This window comes from Granulosicoccus antarcticus IMCC3135 (assembly GCF_002215215.1).
Classification (GTDB): Bacteria; Pseudomonadota; Gammaproteobacteria; order Granulosicoccales; family Granulosicoccaceae; genus Granulosicoccus; species Granulosicoccus antarcticus.
The window spans coordinates 7350925-7369796 of sequence record NZ_CP018632.1 but is presented as its reverse complement, the minus strand read 5'-3'; the positions used below and the strand labels follow the sequence as shown (position 1 = coordinate 7369796).

The following is an 18872-nucleotide window of genomic DNA, read 5'->3' as shown; positions in this document are numbered from 1 at the left end:
ATTTAATGTCTGGATAGTTGGAGCCTATACGGGCATGACTTCTAATCAGCCATCGGCGTCGTTCAGGCTGCTTTGTCTTGCTCTTCTGTGCCGCTGAGCTTCAATTGTTCAGTCTCACAGGGCCAGTCGAACAGGAACGTTGAACCTTGACCAGGCTCGGACTCAATCAGAATATGTCCATTGTGCTGGCAAACCAGCTTCTTGACGATCGCAAGACCGACACCTGAGCTCATGGAGTGATCTTTAGGCTGCAGGGTGGAGAACACGTCGAATATCTTCTGGTGGTACCTGGGGTCGATTCCCGGTCCGTTGTCGGCCACCTCAAAACGGTGGAAGCCTGATAGCGGACTTGTACCGACTCTGATTGTGACCACTGCGGTTTGCTCACCTTCATGGTACTTGTAACCATTGCTAATCAAGTTCATGAACACTTGAAATAGCTGTGTTTGATAGGTTTCAAGTATCGGAAGCTCTTCGGGTAGTTGCAGTTGCTCTTCTTCTACGGCCAGCATGATCTGGATGCTGTTCAGTAGTTCGCGAACATCAACAGTTTCTGCGATCTCTATATCTGAGCTGAGGCCGGAATATTCCAGAACACCCTTGATCAGGCCTTGAGAGAGTGTCACCTGTTTTTTTATCAGTCTGAGATTGGTGGTGAATTCAGTGCGTAGTTCCAGGTCGGTTAACTGTTCGACAAGATCTTCTTCGAGACACTCGGCAAGCATCTCGATACCTTTCAGAGGGGATTTGAGATCATGTGATACTACATACGAGAATGACTGCAGTTCTTCATTGCGCTCCTCCAGAACGGTATTGATCTGGAGCAGCTCTTCTGATTGCTGATTGTATTTGTCGGATATTTTTTTTCCGTACGCGATCGCTCTTCGGTTGGCTGTTGTCATCTGACTGAACAGGTAGAGCAGCAAGAGGTTGATAGTTAATCCACCGAACAGGACCAGGTTTGGTTCGAGACTGTATTGCGCCGTACGGAAAGCCTGAGTACTCTGAATTTCGAATTTCCAGACGCGCCCGAAGAAGGACACCACCTGAGATCGAGCCAGCAAGGGCAGAGGGTCAATATTGTCATATTCAGGCAGCTGTTCGTTGTATATCACCTTGCCACCATCGGAGACCTTGATTGCGACCTGACGTAGTTCATTCTCCAGAGTGCTTTGTGCAAGGTTTTTGGTGATAACGGAGGCTACGACGGCACCACTGAATGCCGCTTGCCGTTCGTTCTTAGTGTTTAGAGTGACGGAGTTGTATATCGGCGCAATCAGCAGGAAGCCTGCGGCCTCTGCATTGCCGAGCTCTATCGGTGCGGTGATCTGTACATCTGCGGATTCTACCGCGTGCTCAATCGCATCACGACGGCGAGATTCGCGGGCAACATCCAGTCCCAACAAGACATTTTCAAGTCGCTGTGGGGCGATATGCGTTACGGGTAGATAGTAGGGTTGGGTCTTGCCAGGTTGCGGGTGTACCGCGGGTTTGATTGCAAACTCGGGGCGCAGTTTGCGTTGCTCCTGTGTAAAGGAGGCCAAGTCATCCGGGCCCAGGCGCCGGAGGATGCCCAGTCCACTGATGGCGGGATGCCGTTCTTCCAGCTTTATCTTTTCGGCGAATTCGAGCCAGTCATCGGGCCCTATGTCCTCACTGCCGGCGATGAAGCCCAGGCTTGCGTGCAACACATCGGCGTAGCGACGCATCTGTTCTTCGAATAGATTGATGGCGTAATCGGCCTGGCGATCGAACTGGATACTGGTGCGGTCTTTCACTCCGGTGAGCGACATCTGCCAGGCCGCCAGAGTGGCGAGCAGGGAGATGGCCAAGACAACCCAATGGAGTGGCGTAATTGGCTGGATACGCCCGCCCTGACTCTGTGGCGGATGCTCGGTGCTTGAGTTCGGCAGGTTTGCCACAGTTAGGGCCCGATCAGTTAGGGGGTACCTTGGGTACGCAAAAGGGTCAGTCAGTTAAAAGCGTTATCGGCCACCTCAAGGATCACTGAAATCGGAAAATCCATATTTGACGATACGTTACATTTCTGTGCCGCAGCCCGGACGGGTAGTGAACAAACCATCTTTCTGCCAGTGTCAGATCACTGGCATCTGTGCATTTTGTGCAGCGGTAGAATTCATTATGCTGTCCAGTCGCTCTTCATCGACCTCCTCGTCTTCCATCTCGCTACTCTGCTGTGCGCTATCGGTAATGGCCAGTTCTACCATAAGGGGAAAATGGTCCGAGCCAATGTTGGGCAGGCGCTGGATATTTGTCACTTTGAAGTGTCTGGATACAAAGACATGGTCCAGTGGCCAGCGGGCGTACCAATGCTCAGCACTGAAGGTGTTGAATAATCCGCGTCCTATGCGAGGGTCGAGCAATCCGCTCAGCTGGCGAAACAGGCGAGTGGTAGCGGACCAGGCGACATCGTTAAGATCTCCTGCCACGACAATGCGTTCGCCGTCGCGTGCGCCGTCGCGTGCGCCGTCGCGCTTCTCAGCGATGGCATTGGCCAGCAGTAACAGTTCGACGTCACGCTCGGTGGATTCATCATTTTCGCCCGGTGCCGGTGGCGCGGGGTGCACGATATGCAGTCGAATGTCCACACCTGGGCTGATTTGAACAGTTGCGTTCATGGAAGGCTTGTCGTCTTCCACCAGATAGCTGGTTTGCGTATTACTCAAGGGTAGCCGAGAGTACACATGCATACCATAGAGGTTGTCCAGTGGGCAGGCCATACGATATTCATAGCTCTGGAGAGTGTCCAGTTTATCCTGCCACCACTGGTCCGATTCCAGCGTAACGAGTATATCCGGCTGGTGTTTTTTGATCAGGGAAAGCAGGGGAGCACTATCGCGATTAGTCATCAGCACGTTGCTGGTAATCATCTTGAAGTGTGGACAGTTGCCATCCACGGACGAATCGTAACGTTCAACCTCCTGACGGTGCATCTCGGTATTCGGGTAGATCCACTTGAACTGGTAGAGCGTGACGATCGCCACTGCCAGTGCGAGAATATTCAGCCAAGTGCCCTCATGGGGCATAATCACCCACCAGCTCACTAGCCACAGCGCTGCCAGAATTGCAATCTGGAGGCGGGGGAAATCCAGGGCCCGAATCCACCATTCCCGACGGATGGAGAGCGGCAAAGCGGTCGCTAGAATCAGGAGCAGCGCCAGCACGGATAGAATGAACGTCACTGAGATTTCCTTGAGTGTCAGGTTTTGTGCATTCTACTGTGTCGCAAGCAGGTGTTGCAGCTCATCATCCATTTGTCGGTGTGAATGCCGGGCATTCTGCACCCTCTTTGACGACCGGGCAGGTCAGTGTCTGAGTAATGTCTCGTGAGATAATCAGCGATTCCTAACCTTGCCGGGAAATTGGTGTGTCTGTCATCTCGTCTGTACTATCCAGTATTTCCAGCAAGACTGTTTGGGTAACCGGCTTGACGACATACCCGCGTATGCTGTACGTCATGGCCTTGTCCTTGTCTTTCTGGCGTGTAGATGTCGACACGATATAGATCGGGATCTGGGCCAGCATGGGGTCATCGCCCAGCTCGTCCAGCAGCTCGAAACCATTCATGCGAGGCATGTTGATATCCAGAATCATGACGAATGGGGGCACCAGAGTGCAGGCATTCGGATCGGGGCGTAGAATCGCCAGCGCTTCTTCACCATTTTTTGCATGAATGATCGGGAAATCAAGATTCAGACGCCGCATCAGGCGTTGCACCATGAACACATCAAGGTCGTTGTCTTCGACCAGTAAAAGTTTCAGATTCGGATTAGGCATATCGCCTGCCGTGGTTTGAGTTTGCTGCGTCATCGGTTTTAGGCCATGTAAATCGAAAAGTGCTACCTGAATTATCGGGTGATATGACTTCTATCTGCCCGCCCTGTCGTTCAACTGCACGTTGAACGATGGATAGTCCAATACCGCTACTGTGGATATCGGTAATGGATTCCAGCGTTGTGAAAGGTTTGAATATTCGTTGGTGGAAGCGTTCTGCTATCCCCGGTCCGTTATCGCTTACTGAAAACTGATAGAAGTCGTCGTTCTCAGTGATCGATATTTCCACGGTTGGCGTGTTTTGCGTATTGTTGTACTTGACAGCATTGTCAACCAGATTGGTGAGTACCTGTTCGAGCAAAATTCCGTTTGTATGTAGCGTCGGGAAGTCACCCTGGAGGGTGAACTGATGGTCGCCCAGACTCAGTTGCGTGCCGATTGTGGTGACCATCTCTCGCGTATTCACCAGTGCCGAAGGTGCCTCCTGGTTATCCAGAACCGAATATTCCAAAATGCCGGTGATGAGGCTCTGACTGCGTGTGGCCTGATCTCTCAGACTGTCAAGCCGATGCCTTATATCGGTGTTGCTATCATTGCTGGCTATGTACTCGGAGAGGTCATCTTCGAGTATCTGAGTCAGGCTGTAGATATTGCGTATAGGTGTTTTCAGGTCGTGTGACACAATATGGGCAAAGCTTTCCAGATCCCGGTTGTTTTCCTGAAGTTGCCGAGTCTGATTGGAAAGATTGTCGGTCATCTCTTCTGCCAGTACAAGAACATGTCTGTTGGACCTGCTCATGACCAGGAACAGTCCCAGCAGCATGATGTCCAGACATAAGCCACTGAGCAGAACCAGCACCGGCTGGTCTGTAACTGAGCCCAGCTCGAAGGCGGGGGTGCTGGTGATGTTGAACGTCCATATCCGGCCATTCATCCGCACCTCTTCTTCCATCGTGAAAGTCGGTTTATCGGTTCGGGCGAGTGTCTCGTCGTTATAAAGGACCGTTTCCTGATCGTACAAAATGATATTGACGAGCGGATCTTCTGTTTTCAATACGCCTTGCACCAGGTTGCGCACAATCAGAGGGGCGTAAATAAGTCCTCTAAAATGCTCTTCTCGTTCCAACGCATTCCATGCCCGGGATTCAGTGGCATTGCCTTCGTAGTAAGGTGCATAGAACAGAAAGCCGGCGGTTTTGGTCTGATCCTGCACCAGAGTGATGGGGCCACTGATCTGAGTCGTGCCGGTTAATCGAGCTTTCAAGGCCGCAGTACGCCGGTTCAGTTCGAACGCCACGTCCAGACCGAGGGCTGATTTGTTGGTAGCCTCTGGTTCGACGAAGGTGATGGGCATCGAAAGATCAAATTCGTGCTCCGGGAATATCGTGAAGTCAGGCACAGTTTTCCTGATTCGGGCAATAAATCGCGGCAGCTCCTGAGTGTCGACGTAATGAATCACACCGATACCGTTGATGCCCGGGTAGCGTTCATTCAGTTGCAGGAATTCGCTGTAATTGCGCCACTCTTCACGAGTCATGACACCATCGTGAGTCTGCATGGCAGCCACCCCCGACAACAAGGCATCTTCGTAGTGTCGGATACGTTCTTGCATCATGCTGACGGCGCGCTCAGCTTCGCGCTCGAAGCGGATCTGATCTCGCTTGATCAATGCTGATTCTGACGTTTTCCAGGCAAATACAGTAATTGCCAGCGACAAACCGAGGATAAACCAGTGGATCCAGTTCAACTTTGCGTGGTGACGCAATTTGGCTTGCTGCGATTTGAATAACTCAAGATCGAAGGTCGGGCCTGCGCGAATCGGGGATTCTGTATGGGAAGCAGCTGTCATGTAACCTCTATCGACAGCTACTCCTGCAACCTGACGGATGGAAGGTTAGATTATTGACGAGGTGTTGATAACGAGGAACAGACCGTCAATCGGGGCTGAGTGGATGCACTTTGGTTTTGAAAATTACCAGAAAATTTGAACGGAATGCACGGCGGTAAAGCACCAGGGCGACCCATAATGTCGAGACAATGAAAAGCCAGGCATTGAGAAACCAGGTGAATGCTGACAATGCAAAAAAATAGGAATTCAAGCCCGTTGTAAAATGCATGGCTGCGAGGGCGTGCAGCAGTGAGAGCTTCTTTGCATATTGCTTCAGTACTTCTTCCTCTTCATCCTGATGAGGTGCGGCGCCAATCATGATCAGTATGTAGTTGTAGAGCCGGTAGCTCCAGGCGAATTTGAAAAACGCAAAGACGAATATGAAGATCATCAACAGGATCTTGATCTCCCACTGAAAGCTGGAGCGTGTTGTGGAAAGTGGCAATTCCTTTAGAACGGCAACGGCTTGATCGCCAGCACCTAGCCCTGCTACCAGGCCGCCGATCAGCAGCACACTGGTGGAGCCAAAGAACAGCACGCCTTGTTGCAATCCATTCTGAATAAGGGCATCAAATGGTGAGCGATCGCGCTTGACCATATTGAGCATCCAGCGCTCACGCATGGTGACCATGGCGGCGGTGATCGTGTGATGGCGAAAGCGAGAATGATTGACGATATAAAAGTGACCTATCCAGACGACAAAGAACAAGGCCAGTGCCACAATGTCAAGAATCGAAAATTCGGATAGGTTAAGCATGGTGTTATCGATGAATCTCAGTGTTCTTCTAACGCGATGTCAGTAGGGTCCGTGGGTGAATCAAAATCAGCCGCGATACGCTTGTCTCGAAGTGGACGGACAATATCGATAGACCTCTGATACAAGTCATGAAGTTTGAATGCTGCCAGTTGTTCATCTGATTCGAATTCTCCGTAGACAACAAAATCAGGAGTTATCTCGGAGACGGGATCATGGCGGGTATTCACTCCGATCTCCAGGTGCAGGCAGTCGGGTATATTCTTCAGCAGTGACAAACCTTCGAGTATTGTTTGTCTGTGTTGTTTTTCGCGTGCAGTGAATAGCACTATGTGCCTGATCATGATGGTCTGGTTGTGTGAGTCTGTATTTCTGCATGGTACATCGTTCAGCTAAAGCCCGGCTGTGTGGCACGGCCATCAATTACAGGTACAGAGTTTCCATCCAATGATTAGCGATACTCCAGATTTTCCCATTAGCATTACCGATATTCGTAAAGCCGCTGAATATCTTGCACCGGTGGCGGTACGTACACCGTTGCTGGAAAGCCCCTATCTGAATGAGATTGCAGGGCGGCGTGTGCTGGTCAAGGCTGAAGTGCTGCAGCGTACGGGCTCTTTCAAATTCCGAGGGGCCTGGACGGCCATCAGTGCTCTGGACGAAAAGGTGCGGGCGCGGGGTGTCATTGCCTATTCATCGGGTAACCATGCACAGGGCATCGCGCACGCTGCCAGTCTCTTCGGGGTGCCTTCGATCATTGTCATGCCGGAAGACTCACCAGCGTTGAAGCTTGCCAACACACGTGCGCTGGGGGCCAGTGTGGTGACCTACGATCGGGCCGGTGGTGAATCTCGCGAAGCGGTAGGTGAAGCGCTGGCAGCAGAGCGCGGACTGACGTTGATACGTCCTTATGATGAACCTATGGTCATGGCCGGTCAGGGAACCGTGGGGCTGGAGATTGCTGAACAGGCCAAGGCTGCAGGTGTGTCAGAGGCAGACGTTCTGGTGTGTTGTGGTGGTGGCGGTCTGACATCCGGTGTCGCGATTGCCTTGCATTCGGTGGCGCCAGGACTGCGGGTGCGTCCGGTTGAGCCTGCAGTTGCCGATGACACCTGTCGTTCGCTGATTGCAGGCAAACGGCTGTCCAATGAGGGTAATCCGGATTCTTTCTGCGATGCAATCGTGACGCCGATGCCCGGTGAGCTGACGTTTCCGGTTTTGCAGCAATTGGCAGGTCCTGGCCTGCGGGTAGAGGATCAGGCTGTGCTGATTGCCATGGGGCAGGCCCTGATGCGCCTCAAACTGGTGGTTGAGCCTGGTGGTGCTGTGGCGTTGGCAGCCGCACTGGAGCCCTGCAATGTGGAAGGTGATGCGGTTATCTGTGTGGTAACGGGAGGCAATGTTGATCCGCAGCTTATCAGTGCTGCGGCCGCTACATTTGCGCCTTGATTTTGGGGTAAATCGTCTAAGGGGCGACTGAAATGGATACTTGATTGTTTCACGACCTCTTACGGTCTGTTCAGCAAGTCAGGGTTGAAGCAGCTTTCTTGCTGCGTCTTCTTTGACGTGCGTCAGGATCAGGCCAAATTAGCGCAGCCCACAGGTTTAAAGGTATGTCAAAGTCTGATAACATATCGTAATACGAATCATTCTTATTACCACTCAAGTTGTAAGGAATTAGCCTATGTCTTTCTCCAGACAGATCGTTCCCGGATTTTTGCTGGCTGCGGCAAGCGTGGCCCAGGCAGATTCGGTCAGCCCATCTTCTGTAATCGAGACCTACGGCAATATCGCCCAGGCTGGTTATACCGATGCACTGACCACGGCCATGAAGTTGCACGACTCGGTTGTGCAGCTGACAGAAGCGCCTTCTGAGCAGGCATTGAACAATGCTCGTGAGGCCTGGCATGCCGCCCGTGTTCCCTACCAGCAGACAGAGGTTTATCGCTTTGGCAATCCGATCGTTGATGACTGGGAAGGGCGAGTCAATGCCTGGCCTCTGGATGAGGGCCTGATCGACTACGTGGATGCCAGCTATGGCAACGAGTCGGAGGCGAATGAGTTCTACACCGCCAATATCGTGGGTAGTCCAAGTATTGCAATAAACGGCCAGACGATCGACGCCAGCACCATTACTCCGGAGCTGCTCGGCGAAGAGCTGCATGAAGCCGGTGGTATCGAATCCAACGTGGCGATCGGTTATCACGCCATCGAGTTCCTGTTATGGGGGCAGGATCTGAACGGTGGTGAGGCTGGCGCCGGTACTCGCGCCTATACCGACTACGATCTGGAAAATTGCACTAATGGCAATTGCGATCGACGTGCCGACTACCTGAAGGCTGTCAGCGAGTTGCTGGTTACCGATCTGGGTTATATGGCCGCTGCCTGGGAAACCGGTGGTGATGCTCGTATGGCACTGGAAGCTATGGGAGAAGAAGGTGCTGTGACGGCCATGCTGACCGGTATGGGTTCTCTGAGCTACGGTGAATTGGGCGGTGAGCGCATGCAACTGGGCCTGATGCTGCATGACCCTGAAGAGGAGCATGACTGCTTTTCAGATAACACGTCAGTCTCTCATTACTATGATGGTCTGGGAATCCAGAACGTCTACACCGGCCAGTACAAGGATCTGAATGGTGAGTTAGTGACGGGGCCGTCTCTGATGGAACTGGTTGCTGCCAAGGATGCGGCTCTGGCCAAGGAGCTCGCTACTGACCTGCAAGCCAGTGTTGATGCGCTGCAGGTGCTGGTTGTCAGTCAGAACGAAGGCCAGGCTTATGATCAGCTGATTTCAGAAGGCAATGCTGAAGGTAATGCCTTGGTGCAAGTGGCTATCGATGCGCTGGTTGATCAAACCAGTAACATCAATCGTGCTGTAACGGCTTTGGGTGTGAGTGGTATTGAATTTGAAGGTTCTGATAGTCTGGACAATCCTAATTCAGTGTTTCAGTAAATGACAAAGCAGTACCTGAATATCGATGTAATCCGCTTGGTTGCAAAGCCACTGCTGCTTGCCTGTCTGTCCATCGCCAGTATTGGGGTGATGGTCATGCAGCTCTCAGTGGCAGCGACCAGCGACATTTCTAGCCCCCAACTACCCTCCCAGGTGTGGGCAGGTAATGAGAGAGTACGCAAGGTATTGCAACCGACGAGCGATTTCAGCAAGGCTGAGTCGTTCGAGGTGATGCAGGGTGGTGCTGGTACTCAAAGCACTAACATCGGCCGCAACGCCTATTCGCAAGAGACGGGCACGCTGAGTTTCAAGAACCTGCAGACCTTCAAGCTGGGTAATGCACTGTTCAACAAACTCTGGGTGTCATCACCCTCTTCGACACAGGCCTCTGATGGCCTGGGGCCCTTCTACAACGCACGCGCCTGTCAGTCCTGCCATATCAAGGACGGTCGTGGACAGCTGCCGGTTGCCGGCGAAAAAACCTCCTCCTTCCTGCTGCTGTTGAAGAACGAGCTGGATGGTAAAAGAGGGCCGGATCCGGTGTATGGGGGGCAGTTACACGCCTTTGCCGTACCGGGTGTTGAGGCAGAAGGGCAAGTGCGTATCACGACAGAGTCGGTGACCCGCACATTCAACGATGGCAGCAAGCACGTTCTGCAAAAACCGATCTATACGATTGAAGATCTGGCTTATGGGGATATGCATGCTGATACAAAAATTTCACCCCGCCTGGCGCCTTCCATGCCGGGATTAGGCTTGCTGGAGGCGATCGATGCCAGCGACATTCTGGCCTATGCTGATCCAGAGGACAAAGACGGAGACGGTATTTCGGGGCGCCCGAACTGGCAAGTGCTGGATGATGGCCAGCGTGTTCTGGGGCGCTTTGCTCACAAGGCTGCCATGTCGAGCATTCGAGAACAGAACGTGCACGCCATGTTCAACGACATGGGTTTGTCCAGTGCCGGAGCCTCATTGAGTAATCCACAGGGTGACTGTACCGTTTTCCAAAGCGTGTGCGAAACGCTGGCGCACGGTGAGCAGTTACGTTTGGGTAAAGGCGAGGCGACAGATGACGTCGTGGATCTGATTACCTTCTATACCCACAATCTGGCCGTTCCTGCACGACGCGATGTGTCAGAGCCTGATGTTCTGCAAGGTAAACAGTTGTTTTATGACAGTGGTTGCAGTGGCTGTCATGTGCCCAAACATGTGACCTCCAGAGATACGGTACAAGAAGAGCTGCAGTTTCAGTTGATCTGGCCTTACACCGATTTACTGCTGCATGACATGGGTGAAGAGCTGGCTGATGATGCCAGCGAAGGTGACGCTGATGGTCGCGAATGGCGAACGGCACCTTTGTGGGGGATCGGTTTGGCTCAGGCGGTCAATCCGAATACCAGCTTTTTGCATGATGGTCGTGCCAAGACAGTTCTGGATGCTGTGTTGTGGCACGGTGGCGAAGCACAGTCTTCGTTGGATAAGGTGCTGGAAATGAGCAAGACAGAGCGCGATGCGCTGGTCAGTTTTCTGGAGTCACTCTAGGTGTTCCATTCGGAAGATACGTTCATGTTCAGGAAGTCAGTCAGCCAGATGTTCGTCAAGCGAAGTAGACTATTTATGTTGATGCAGAGTAAGCAGCTGGGTGCAAAGACACTGGCCAGTGTGGCAGTGGTGTTGTCGTTGACTGTTGTTGCGTCGGGCCATGATGCGCGAGCCGCCGAGCCGGATGAGACTGTATTTGCCAGTCAGGCGGTAGAGGCGGTTTATCAACCCGGCTTTCAGCAATTTTTGCAGGCCAGCGAGCAATTTGTCGCGGATGCAGAACGTGCTTGCCAAAGTCCTTCGTCTGGATCTCTGGCTGAGTTGAGAGACGGTTTTGCTGCGACAGTGGTGGCTTTTTCCGCAGTAGAGCTCTACCGGATAGGTCCCATGCTGGAAGATAACCGGCAGAACCGATTGTTCTACTGGCCGGACAAGCGGCGTGTTGGAGAGCGGCAATTACGTGAGCTATTGGCAGATGCCACTGCACCGACGTTAACGGCGGCTGATGTCGCTGGCAAGAGCGTCGCCCTGCAGGGTTTGCCAACACTGGAGCGACTGTTGTATTCGAAAAACTCAGAGCAACATCTGGGTGCTGTCAGTGATACACCTGATTGTCAGGTAGTCGTGGCGATCGTCGACAATATTCACAACATGGCTCTTGCCCTGAATGAGGGGTGGCAAGCAGAGTCTGCTCTGGTGAAAAGCATGCTTTTGCCCGAGCCGAATTCTGACTACTTCCGTACGGGTGATGAGGTATTGCGCAGTCTTGTGACTCAGATTATCGTGGCTGTAGATATTGTGCTGGATCGCAAGATAGCGGCATTGACAGATGAGGAGAGTCAGCTGCGGCTAGCTCCGTTGTGGCGTAGTGGGCAGACGCTGTCCATGATTCGAGCCAACCTGGATTCTGTGCGAGCCTTGAGTGTGGATACAGGGCTGGCCGGTGTTGGCGAGCTGGACAATGAGCTGGCATTTGAATTTCGCAGTGCCGACAAAATGCTGCAGAAACTGCAGGATTTACCCAGCCTGAGTACGGATCAGGGCAAATTGACCGAACCTGCTGAATCACTACTGCGTTCATTAAGCGCGGTGGTTGGTGGTATCAAATACACCTTGAATGATCGCTTTACGGCCGCGTTGGGTATTACAGCCGGTTTCAATAGTGAAGATGGCGATTGAGAATGCCGCGTGAGCCTGTATTTTCACGACGTGCTCTGCTGCAAGCTGCACTGGCAAGTTTGTTGCCAGTGCCAGCACTTGCATTATCCAGTGAGCCGGTTTCAATTGAACCTGCCAGATTAGCCGAACCAGCCTCGCTCTTTATCAGTGGCGCACGCAGTGGCGCACGCAGTGGTGTTGATGAGTACGTGGCTGTAGTGTTTGATGATCAAGCGAAAATTGTTGCGTCAGTACCTATCGGCGCTCGCGCACATGGTGCCGCCAGTCATCTGCAAAGTCAGCGAGCCTGTCTGTTTGCACGACGTCCGGGTATGTTCATGAATACTTTCGACCGTCGTACTCCGGGAGTGCATGCGGTGACAGAGCCTGTCGGTGGTCGCCACTTTTACGGCCATGGTGCCTACTCGCAAAATGGCAAATTGCTTTTTGCCACAGAAAACGACTTTGATGGCATGCGTGGGGTGCTGGGGATCTATGATGCCAGTCGGCATTACGAGCGTATCGGCGAACTTGATACTGCAGGGGTGGGGCCGCATGAGGTACTTCGTGTGCCCGGCACCTCACTATTGCTGGTGGCCAATGGCGGCATTCACACGCATCCGGACAGTGGCCGGGACAAGCTGAATATCGAGACCATGGAGCCTAACCTGGCACTCATCGACTCTCGTGATGGCAAGCTGCTGGCTCGTCATGTTTTGCCTGCCGAATTACACCAGGTCTCGATTCGGCATCTGGCCTGTGCCGATGATGGCGTGGTGTGGTTTGCAGCTCAGTACGAGGGTGAGGAGGTGGCTATTGCCGGCCTGGCTGGATCCATCTCGATTGAACAGAGCATGCAGAGTTTTCACGCTGGCGTGTCTGGCAAGGGGCTGACACTGGTGGAGGTGCCGGCAGCTTTGCAGGCGCGTATGACCCACTACGTCTCATCGGTGGCGGTTGCCGGAGACTATGCGCTGTTTACTTCATCCAAAGGCGGTGTGGTTTTTCAGGTGAACCGGCGAACCTCGCAGATCGATGAAACCATATCGATCAGAGATTGTAGTGGGGTAACACCTCGATTGGTATCGGGGCTTGATGGTGCACTGGTTACCAGCGGTACCGGTGAGATTGTGCGACTGGATGCTGAAGGCATGACCAGTCTGGCGATGCACACTCTGCAATGGGATAATCACGTCTACCCAATTTAATGGCTGAGGGCTCGTGAATCAATTGCTGATTTCACGAGCCCTGTGGCTGATCGGTTTGAGCAAGAACATCGCTGGAGCGGCTTCAGATCACCCGTTGTACAAACCAGAAACTACCCATGACGATCGCCAGTAAGGATGCGGAATGGCGTGCCAGTTCAAGTCCGGCATTGCCACGCAGTCGCACAATGGCAACGGCAACAAGCGCCAGAAGTGATGCAACCATAAGCTGTCCGGCTTCTATGCCCAGGTTGAAGCCTGCCAGGCTGCTCAGCAGATACTCACTATTCAGGCCGCGATCGCTCAGCGCTGAGGCCAGGCCCAGTCCGTGTATCAAGGCACAGATGAAAACTGCGGAGAGTCGAATCCAGGCTGATGCCTTGCGATTTCGATGACGATTGAACAGATCAAGGGCCGCCATACCGACTATCGTTGCCGCAATGGCAGGTTCGATCAAGGCCGGGTTCAGTGAGAGGTTGTAGAAGCTGGTGATTGTCAGTGTCAATGCGTGACCGAGTGTAAATATACTCAGTGCAAGCAGGATATGACGCCAACCCCAGCCAGTGACCAGGACCACGAGAAGGAATAGCAGATGGTCGAAACCGAACACGATATGCTCGGCACCCAGAGTCACGTAGTCGGTAAAGGTCGACCAACCCGAAGCCATCAGTGCATGAGTTGGGCTCTTGGCAGAAAAGACCAGTAATTGTCTGCGGCCATCCGCAGGGCGACTGACCGTAACCTGCTGTGTGCTTTCGGTACTGCCTGTGCCGAAAATCTGTAGGTCAAATTCCAGCGGGGCTGCGGTCTCTGAGAGGACAAATCGTCCCATCGCGATCATCTGGCTAGCAGGTTCCTGAGGCTTCTGTTCATCGAATACGGGAGTCAGCATCAGGCCTTGCAGCTCTTTTGACTGACCACCTTGACGCAGGTTAATGCCGTCTTCTACAGCACTGTTCAGACTTGCCTGGTGGGTGCTGAATTCCTCTCTGGACAGTTTGTTATCGCCGTTATCATCAAATTTGCTGAATGCAGATGTCGGCAATGACAAGACCATGAACGCACCACCTTCCACAATATTCAAGGTACCCTGCTGGGCCACCATGAGATGTGCATTGGCAGAGCCTATGCTGCTCAGAATGAGCAGCAAGGCGAAAGCGGCGCGTGTTACCGCACTGGAGCTTAGTAGAGGCATCAGTACATCAATTGTGCAGTGATGTCATAAGGGGTCTCAACCAGCTCACCTTCTGGGGGCAGATCGCCGCCGGCTTCTACTTCACCTTTTACGCAACGTTGGAAGTAAGGGTAGGAGTCAGTAGCGAAGTAGTGATAGATGCCGGCGGGGAATTCGGGCGTCACACCAGTCCGGCCATTGCATTCATCCAGATCGCCGGAGTCTGCCACGAATTCCCAATCCTGACGGAAAGTGCCCAGAGCGTAGGTGTCAGTGGAAGGGCGATTGGAGGGAACGTCGCTATACAGCTGGTAGCTGCCTGTCATGTCTTTCAGCTCGGAGCTGGCATCCATCGCATCGGTGTAGCCGTAGCGTGCGTAGATAGGAAAGCCATCTGCCGCCCAACCGATCATGGTCATGGTGCTGCTGTTGCCTTCGGCGGTTGTTATGAAACCTTCGGGCATGCCGTGATAGTGATAAGCACCATCGGGTTGCACATGTGCATTGTTGTCATCGGTGCCGAAATCGAAGCTGGTCTGACCCAAAGCTTCGATACTCCAACTGCCGGAGTTATCAATCAGGCTGCAGCTGGTCGCACTGTCGTCACAAGAGCCGGCGGTGCTGGCATCGATTTTTACACCATTGAGAACGTAGCCAGTGGAACCACGAGGGCCGCCCAGTTCTGTGGCCGTATCGGTGGTCGTTGGCAACAACGTAAAGCTTGCAGAAACGCTTTGTTCAGAGATGGTGTTGGGATTGCCTTCATTGGGGAACGTACCTGTTGCATGCTCGGGAATGCCGTTGGCAGTTAGCAGGCGTTCGGTATCAGAACAGCTCCACTCAGAATTGCTTTCAGCCTGTACGGAAGGCGAATCGTTGTAGCTGGAGATAACATAATCGCAATTGACACCTTCTGTGGCTGTGACACTGCCCGTGATTGTTTCAGTATCCGTGACGGTCTCAGTGTCGGTGACTGTTTCACTGTCTGTGGTGTCGTTATCTGTATCAGTGTCCGAATCTGTATCGGAATCAGAACAAGCGCTCAGCGCTGCCAGCATTGCAAGGCTAAGTATTGGCAGCAACTTTCGTGGTGCCGGTATCGTTGCTAAGGTTTTCTTGTTGTTGGTTTTCACGCTGAATTCTCACAGGAAGGTCAGCGGGTATTGTGTGTGCCCAATGTGGAAGAAATGTGGAGATCTGAACGCAATTAACCTGCTAAACAGCCTTGCTGTTAACAGAACCCGGAATAGCAGAAATATAGTTAGCCGATTAGCCGGGCTCACGAGGTGCCACGGCGCAGCAGCAGTGCCCATTCGAGTTGCCACAGTTCCTTGCGAACGATGCGTTGGCGAACACGATGCTCCTGATCCGGCAGGCTTTGGAAACGCAGCTGTTCGAACTGCTCTTGCAAGTCGGTAAGGCGGGCAGCCTGTGTCGGCCAGAGAAGACGGGCTCGTTGCAGGTATTCGGAGGGTGTTTCGGCGGGAGCTCGATGCAGGTTTCGCTTGTTCAGTGAGTGGCACAGGCGTCGCCAGAGTTGTTCTGTGGGCGGCAATCGACTGCGATTGAAGCGAGGCAGGCCGAGAACAGCTGCGCACCACAGAGCTGCCAGAAAAAGGACAATGAGGGTTACTTTCAACAGGTCGGGCCGGGGCAGGCCGAGTCTGTCCCAAAGCTTCTCCTGAGAATCCTGACCGTAATCCACGACAAGTCGTTGCCAGTGGTGGTTCAGCGCATCCCAGCGTAACTGCGTGCTTCGTAACCAGCCGCCACTCAGGCGTGCCAGTCGGGGGACCGAGGATTCATTTGGCAAGGCTGCAGCGAGACCCTGTTCGACTCGTGAGGGTGCCACGGCGCCGGTCGGGTCGTAGCGTCGCCAGGCGCCATCGATGAACGCCTCGGCCCAGGCGTGGGCGTCGGACTGGCGAACTATCATGTAGTCCTCGTTCATCTCCCCACCCAGATAACCGGTGACCACGCGTGCCGGTATGCCTGCGCCACGCATCAAAACCACAAATGCAGCGGCATAGTGTTCACAAAAGCCTGCTCGTGTATCAAACAGGAATTCATCCACTGGTGCATCACCCAGTAATTGGGGCTGCAAGGTATAGAAGTAGGCTTGCCGGTTGAAATGTTGCAGGACTGCATTAGCATAGTCCAGATGACTGTCGACCGATTGCCGTAGTTGATTGGCGAAGGCAATGGTCCGACTGTTGGTGCCTGGCAGGAATAGAGTGTTATCAGTCGGTTGACGGGCTGCTGGAATAGTGTCGAGTAAAACAGAACTTTGTCGGTAGCGAAGCACCTGGTTGACCGGGCTGTTGGCAATCATCTGACCATCACTCATCAAGCGCCCGAGTGGGCGCGAGGAACTTTGTACATTGCCTGTGGGGTTCACATTGCCGGGTTCGAGTGCGGCGGCTGATAGAGCCGCAGATGCGCTATCGGCATGCGCAGGTAGCGGTAGTGAGATGGCGGCGTCCAGCGCGAACATCCAGCGTTGACGGTGCGGTTGCAGGGTCACGATGTAATTGACGACGTGTTCGGCTTCGCCCTGATACAGAGGGCTGGCCTCTGATCTCAATGGTCCGGCAGTCCATTCACGGCCATCAAATTCGTTCAGCACCGGGCCACGCCAGTAACGTTCGGAAGGAATCGGTATATGGTCGTCAAACTCGACTCGAAAAGCGACAGCGTCGGATTGGGATAGCTGACCGATATCGCCCGGGGACATGGAGTCCGATAGGCCGGTGCGTGCCATCGAATCCTCTGGTAAGGACCAGAGAGGGCCGGGCAGGCGCGGAAATATCAGAAAAAGCACTGCGGCGAGGGGTATACCTTGTAGTAGCAGGGTGCTTACCAGCTTCCATTGTTCGGCGGCCGGTGCGGGGTTGGCAGGGTCTCTGAGTATGGCCAGGCAATGGGCTAGTGCCAGAACTGCTGGCAAGGTTACCAGGGCGGCCAGTATGGTTTGAGAATAGAAATACTGAGTCAGGAGCAGAAATGCGGCCAGACATAATAATAGAGTGGCATCACCCGGGCGTCGGACTTCTGCAAATTTGGCGGCGACAAGAATGAAGAGGAAGGCAACGCAGGGATCTCGACCGATAAAGTAGCCGTAGTCAAGCTTGATCAGCAAGGTGCTGACAGCTGCCAACAAGGTTACGCTGACTGGCGAGCAAAGAATTTTCAGCCAGCGTTTGTCCGGGGAACGTAGCAAGGTCAAGCGCAGAGCTACCAGTGCTATGCCGTAGAGACTGACCCAGACGGGCAAATGTAGCAGGTGAGGCAATTGCACCAACACCAGCAATACAGCCAGGGCGTAGAGAGTTCTGCCATCCATGCTGCGCTGTGGCGTTTGTCCCAGCTCGGGGAGCCAGCGACCAAATCGATGCAGTGTCAGGTTCATGCTGCTGGAATGCTCGGTTGACCGTGTAAGGCCAGGGCTGTCAAGGCCTGTTTACGCTGGTCAGAGCCTTGTCCTGCGGCCAGCTGTTCGCCGGGAAGTTGCAAGGCATAGTCGACCTGTTGTTGTTCAGCCGCCAGCACCCAGGCGCACAGACGCGATAGTTGCTCCTCCAGCGAGTGAATGCCGGTTTGCTGTAAGTTGAGCAGGGCCTGTGCGGGCGCTGTTTGCGTATCGAAAGTACGTACTTGAAGACCCTGTCCGCGAGCGGCACTTTTCCAGGCAATGCTGCCAATGGAGTCTCCTGGAACATAGGCGCGAAGCCCGGACACATCGCCCTGTTGGGATGTTTTCTGCTGGTTGCCCGCTACGCCTTCGCCACTGGCTGGTACGGGAGGGGGATCACTCTCGGGCCGTGGGAAAACCAGGCCTCGTAACGGTACATGCAGGTAGCTCCAGCACGTCCACAAGCCCAGCGGCCAGTCACTCTGTACTGTCAATCTGCCCAGCTCGAGCATGCCGCGTTCGTGAGTCGGCAGCTGTACTGTGAAGGTGCTGTCCTGTTCGGCCTCCAGACGTTTGCCGTTGCCACGAATGCTGCGGGTGTGAATACAGATTCCGTGGCGAACTTGTGTACCTGGATTGCCTAGTTGAATGTTGAAGTCCAGCAGCTGACCAGCAAAGCAGGTATCGCCGCTGGCGTGCAGTACTTGCAGTCCTGCCACATTGCGATAAGTGTGCAGCAAGGTTGCCGCAAACAGGCCGGTCAACAGAAAGCTCAGGGCGTATCCCAGTGATAGTGAATAGTTGACCGAAGCCAGCAGCATGATCAGCAAGGCCATCAGAAAAGCCAGGCCTCGCCGGGTCGGAACAATGTAGATCCGTTGGTGGGTGATGCCGTGGGGCAGCTTGTCTTCGGCACGGGTGCGAAAGATCCGTTGACGGATGGCGTTGCCAGACAGGTTCACGAGCGCTCCGGGTTCATGGGCGCATGTTC

15 protein-coding genes are annotated in these 18872 nt (G+C 53.6%); 5 read left to right on the top strand and 10 right to left on the bottom strand.

Going from position 1 to position 18872, the window contains the following annotated elements; all coding sequences use genetic code 11:
- Positions 1-62 precede the first annotated feature (62 nt).
- The 6 genes from IMCC3135_RS31990 to IMCC3135_RS31965 all read right to left on the bottom strand — a co-directional run bounded on the left by IMCC3135_RS31990 (position 63) and on the right by IMCC3135_RS31965 (position 6781).
- On the bottom strand, positions 63-1922 hold the full coding sequence (locus tag IMCC3135_RS31990) for a CHASE domain-containing protein (RefSeq protein ID WP_088921289.1): 1860 nt from the start codon (positions 1920-1922) through the stop codon (positions 63-65).
- A 174-nt stretch (positions 1923-2096) separates the two neighbouring features.
- On the bottom strand, positions 2097-3203 hold the full coding sequence (locus IMCC3135_RS31985; RefSeq protein WP_205737815.1) for an endonuclease/exonuclease/phosphatase family protein: 1107 nt from the start codon (positions 3201-3203) through the stop codon (positions 2097-2099).
- Positions 3204-3366: 163 nt separating this feature from the next.
- The gene (locus IMCC3135_RS31980; RefSeq protein ID WP_088921287.1) at positions 3367-3831 is read right to left on the bottom strand and encodes a response regulator; all 465 of its coding nucleotides are present in this window, start codon (positions 3829-3831) and stop codon (positions 3367-3369) included.
- On the bottom strand, positions 3791-5644 hold the full coding sequence (locus IMCC3135_RS31975) for a CHASE domain-containing protein (protein WP_088921286.1): 1854 nt from the start codon (positions 5642-5644) through the stop codon (positions 3791-3793). Before IMCC3135_RS31975 ends, IMCC3135_RS31980 begins: the two co-directional genes overlap by 41 nt.
- Before the next feature lie 85 nt (positions 5645-5729).
- Positions 5730-6440: a DUF599 domain-containing protein gene (locus IMCC3135_RS31970; RefSeq protein WP_088921285.1), complete on the bottom strand. Its 711-nt coding sequence runs from the start codon at positions 6438-6440 to the stop codon at positions 5730-5732.
- Positions 6441-6457: 17 nt separating this feature from the next.
- Positions 6458-6781 carry a Dabb family protein gene (locus IMCC3135_RS31965; RefSeq protein WP_088921284.1) on the bottom strand — a complete coding sequence of 108 codons (324 nt, stop codon included), beginning with the start codon at positions 6779-6781 and terminating at the stop codon, positions 6458-6460.
- Positions 6782-6884: 103 nt separating this feature from the next.
- Between IMCC3135_RS31965 and IMCC3135_RS31960 the strand changes: the two genes are divergently transcribed.
- The 5 genes from IMCC3135_RS31960 (at position 6885) to IMCC3135_RS31940 (ending at position 13298) form a co-directional block, all read left to right on the top strand.
- Positions 6885-7886: a threonine ammonia-lyase gene (locus IMCC3135_RS31960; RefSeq protein ID WP_088921283.1), complete on the top strand. Its 1002-nt coding sequence runs from the start codon at positions 6885-6887 to the stop codon at positions 7884-7886.
- 235 nt (positions 7887-8121) lie between these two features.
- Positions 8122-9390, top strand: a complete 1269-nt coding sequence (locus IMCC3135_RS31955; protein WP_088921282.1) for an imelysin family protein — start codon at positions 8122-8124, stop codon at positions 9388-9390.
- The gene (locus tag IMCC3135_RS31950) at positions 9391-10932 is read left to right on the top strand and encodes a di-heme oxidoreductase family protein (RefSeq protein WP_205737814.1); all 1542 of its coding nucleotides are present in this window, start codon (positions 9391-9393) and stop codon (positions 10930-10932) included. It abuts the gene before it with no gap.
- A gap of 75 nt (positions 10933-11007) precedes the next feature.
- Entirely contained in the window at positions 11008-12111 is a 1104-nt protein-coding gene (locus tag IMCC3135_RS31945; RefSeq protein ID WP_157736473.1) for an imelysin family protein, read from the top strand.
- Positions 12112-12113: 2 nt separating this feature from the next.
- On the top strand, positions 12114-13298 hold the full coding sequence (locus tag IMCC3135_RS31940; protein ID WP_088921280.1) for a DUF1513 domain-containing protein: 1185 nt from the start codon (positions 12114-12116) through the stop codon (positions 13296-13298).
- An 82-nt stretch (positions 13299-13380) separates the two neighbouring features.
- On the opposite strand, the gene IMCC3135_RS31935 is transcribed toward IMCC3135_RS31940, so the two are convergent.
- The 4 genes from IMCC3135_RS31935 to IMCC3135_RS31920 all read right to left on the bottom strand — a co-directional run bounded on the left by IMCC3135_RS31935 (position 13381) and on the right by IMCC3135_RS31920 (position 18843).
- A complete protein-coding gene (locus IMCC3135_RS31935) occupies positions 13381-14490 on the bottom strand; it encodes a HupE/UreJ family protein (protein ID WP_088921279.1) in 1110 nt (369 codons plus the stop codon).
- Positions 14490-15602 carry a YHYH protein gene (locus tag IMCC3135_RS31930; RefSeq protein WP_205737813.1) on the bottom strand — a complete coding sequence of 371 codons (1113 nt, stop codon included), beginning with the start codon at positions 15600-15602 and terminating at the stop codon, positions 14490-14492. Before IMCC3135_RS31930 ends, IMCC3135_RS31935 begins: the two co-directional genes overlap by 1 nt.
- 146 nt (positions 15603-15748) lie before the next feature.
- Entirely contained in the window at positions 15749-17878 is a 2130-nt protein-coding gene (locus IMCC3135_RS31925; protein WP_088921278.1) for a transglutaminase TgpA family protein, read from the bottom strand.
- Positions 17875-18843 (bottom strand): DUF58 domain-containing protein, encoded by a 969-nt coding sequence (locus tag IMCC3135_RS31920; protein WP_088921277.1) that lies wholly within the window; start codon positions 18841-18843, stop codon positions 17875-17877. Before IMCC3135_RS31920 ends, IMCC3135_RS31925 begins: the two co-directional genes overlap by 4 nt.
- Between the last annotated feature and the right edge of the window lie 29 nt (positions 18844-18872).

What these genes read in the sequence shown, in the direction of transcription:
- IMCC3135_RS31940 (WP_088921280.1), top strand. Translation starts at nt 12,114, where the DNA reads ATGCCGCGTGAGCCTGTATTTTCACGACGTGCTCTGCTGCAAGCTGCA.
- IMCC3135_RS31975 (WP_088921286.1), bottom strand. Translation starts at nt 5,644, where the DNA reads ATGACAGCTGCTTCCCATACAGAATCCCCGATTCGCGCAGGCCCGACC.
- IMCC3135_RS31960 (WP_088921283.1), top strand. Translation starts at nt 6,885, where the DNA reads ATGATTAGCGATACTCCAGATTTTCCCATTAGCATTACCGATATTCGT.
- IMCC3135_RS31945 (WP_157736473.1), top strand. Translation starts at nt 11,008, where the DNA reads ATGTTGATGCAGAGTAAGCAGCTGGGTGCAAAGACACTGGCCAGTGTG.
- IMCC3135_RS31925 (WP_088921278.1), bottom strand. Translation starts at nt 17,878, where the DNA reads ATGAACCTGACACTGCATCGATTTGGTCGCTGGCTCCCCGAGCTGGGA.
- IMCC3135_RS31950 (WP_205737814.1), top strand. Translation starts at nt 9,391, where the DNA reads ATGACAAAGCAGTACCTGAATATCGATGTAATCCGCTTGGTTGCAAAG.
- IMCC3135_RS31965 (WP_088921284.1), bottom strand. Translation starts at nt 6,781, where the DNA reads ATGATCAGGCACATAGTGCTATTCACTGCACGCGAAAAACAACACAGA.
- IMCC3135_RS31935 (WP_088921279.1), bottom strand. Translation starts at nt 14,490, where the DNA reads ATGCCTCTACTAAGCTCCAGTGCGGTAACACGCGCCGCTTTCGCCTTG.
- IMCC3135_RS31980 (WP_088921287.1), bottom strand. Translation starts at nt 3,831, where the DNA reads ATGACGCAGCAAACTCAAACCACGGCAGGCGATATGCCTAATCCGAAT.
- IMCC3135_RS31970 (WP_088921285.1), bottom strand. Translation starts at nt 6,440, where the DNA reads ATGCTTAACCTATCCGAATTTTCGATTCTTGACATTGTGGCACTGGCC.
- IMCC3135_RS31955 (WP_088921282.1), top strand. Translation starts at nt 8,122, where the DNA reads ATGTCTTTCTCCAGACAGATCGTTCCCGGATTTTTGCTGGCTGCGGCA.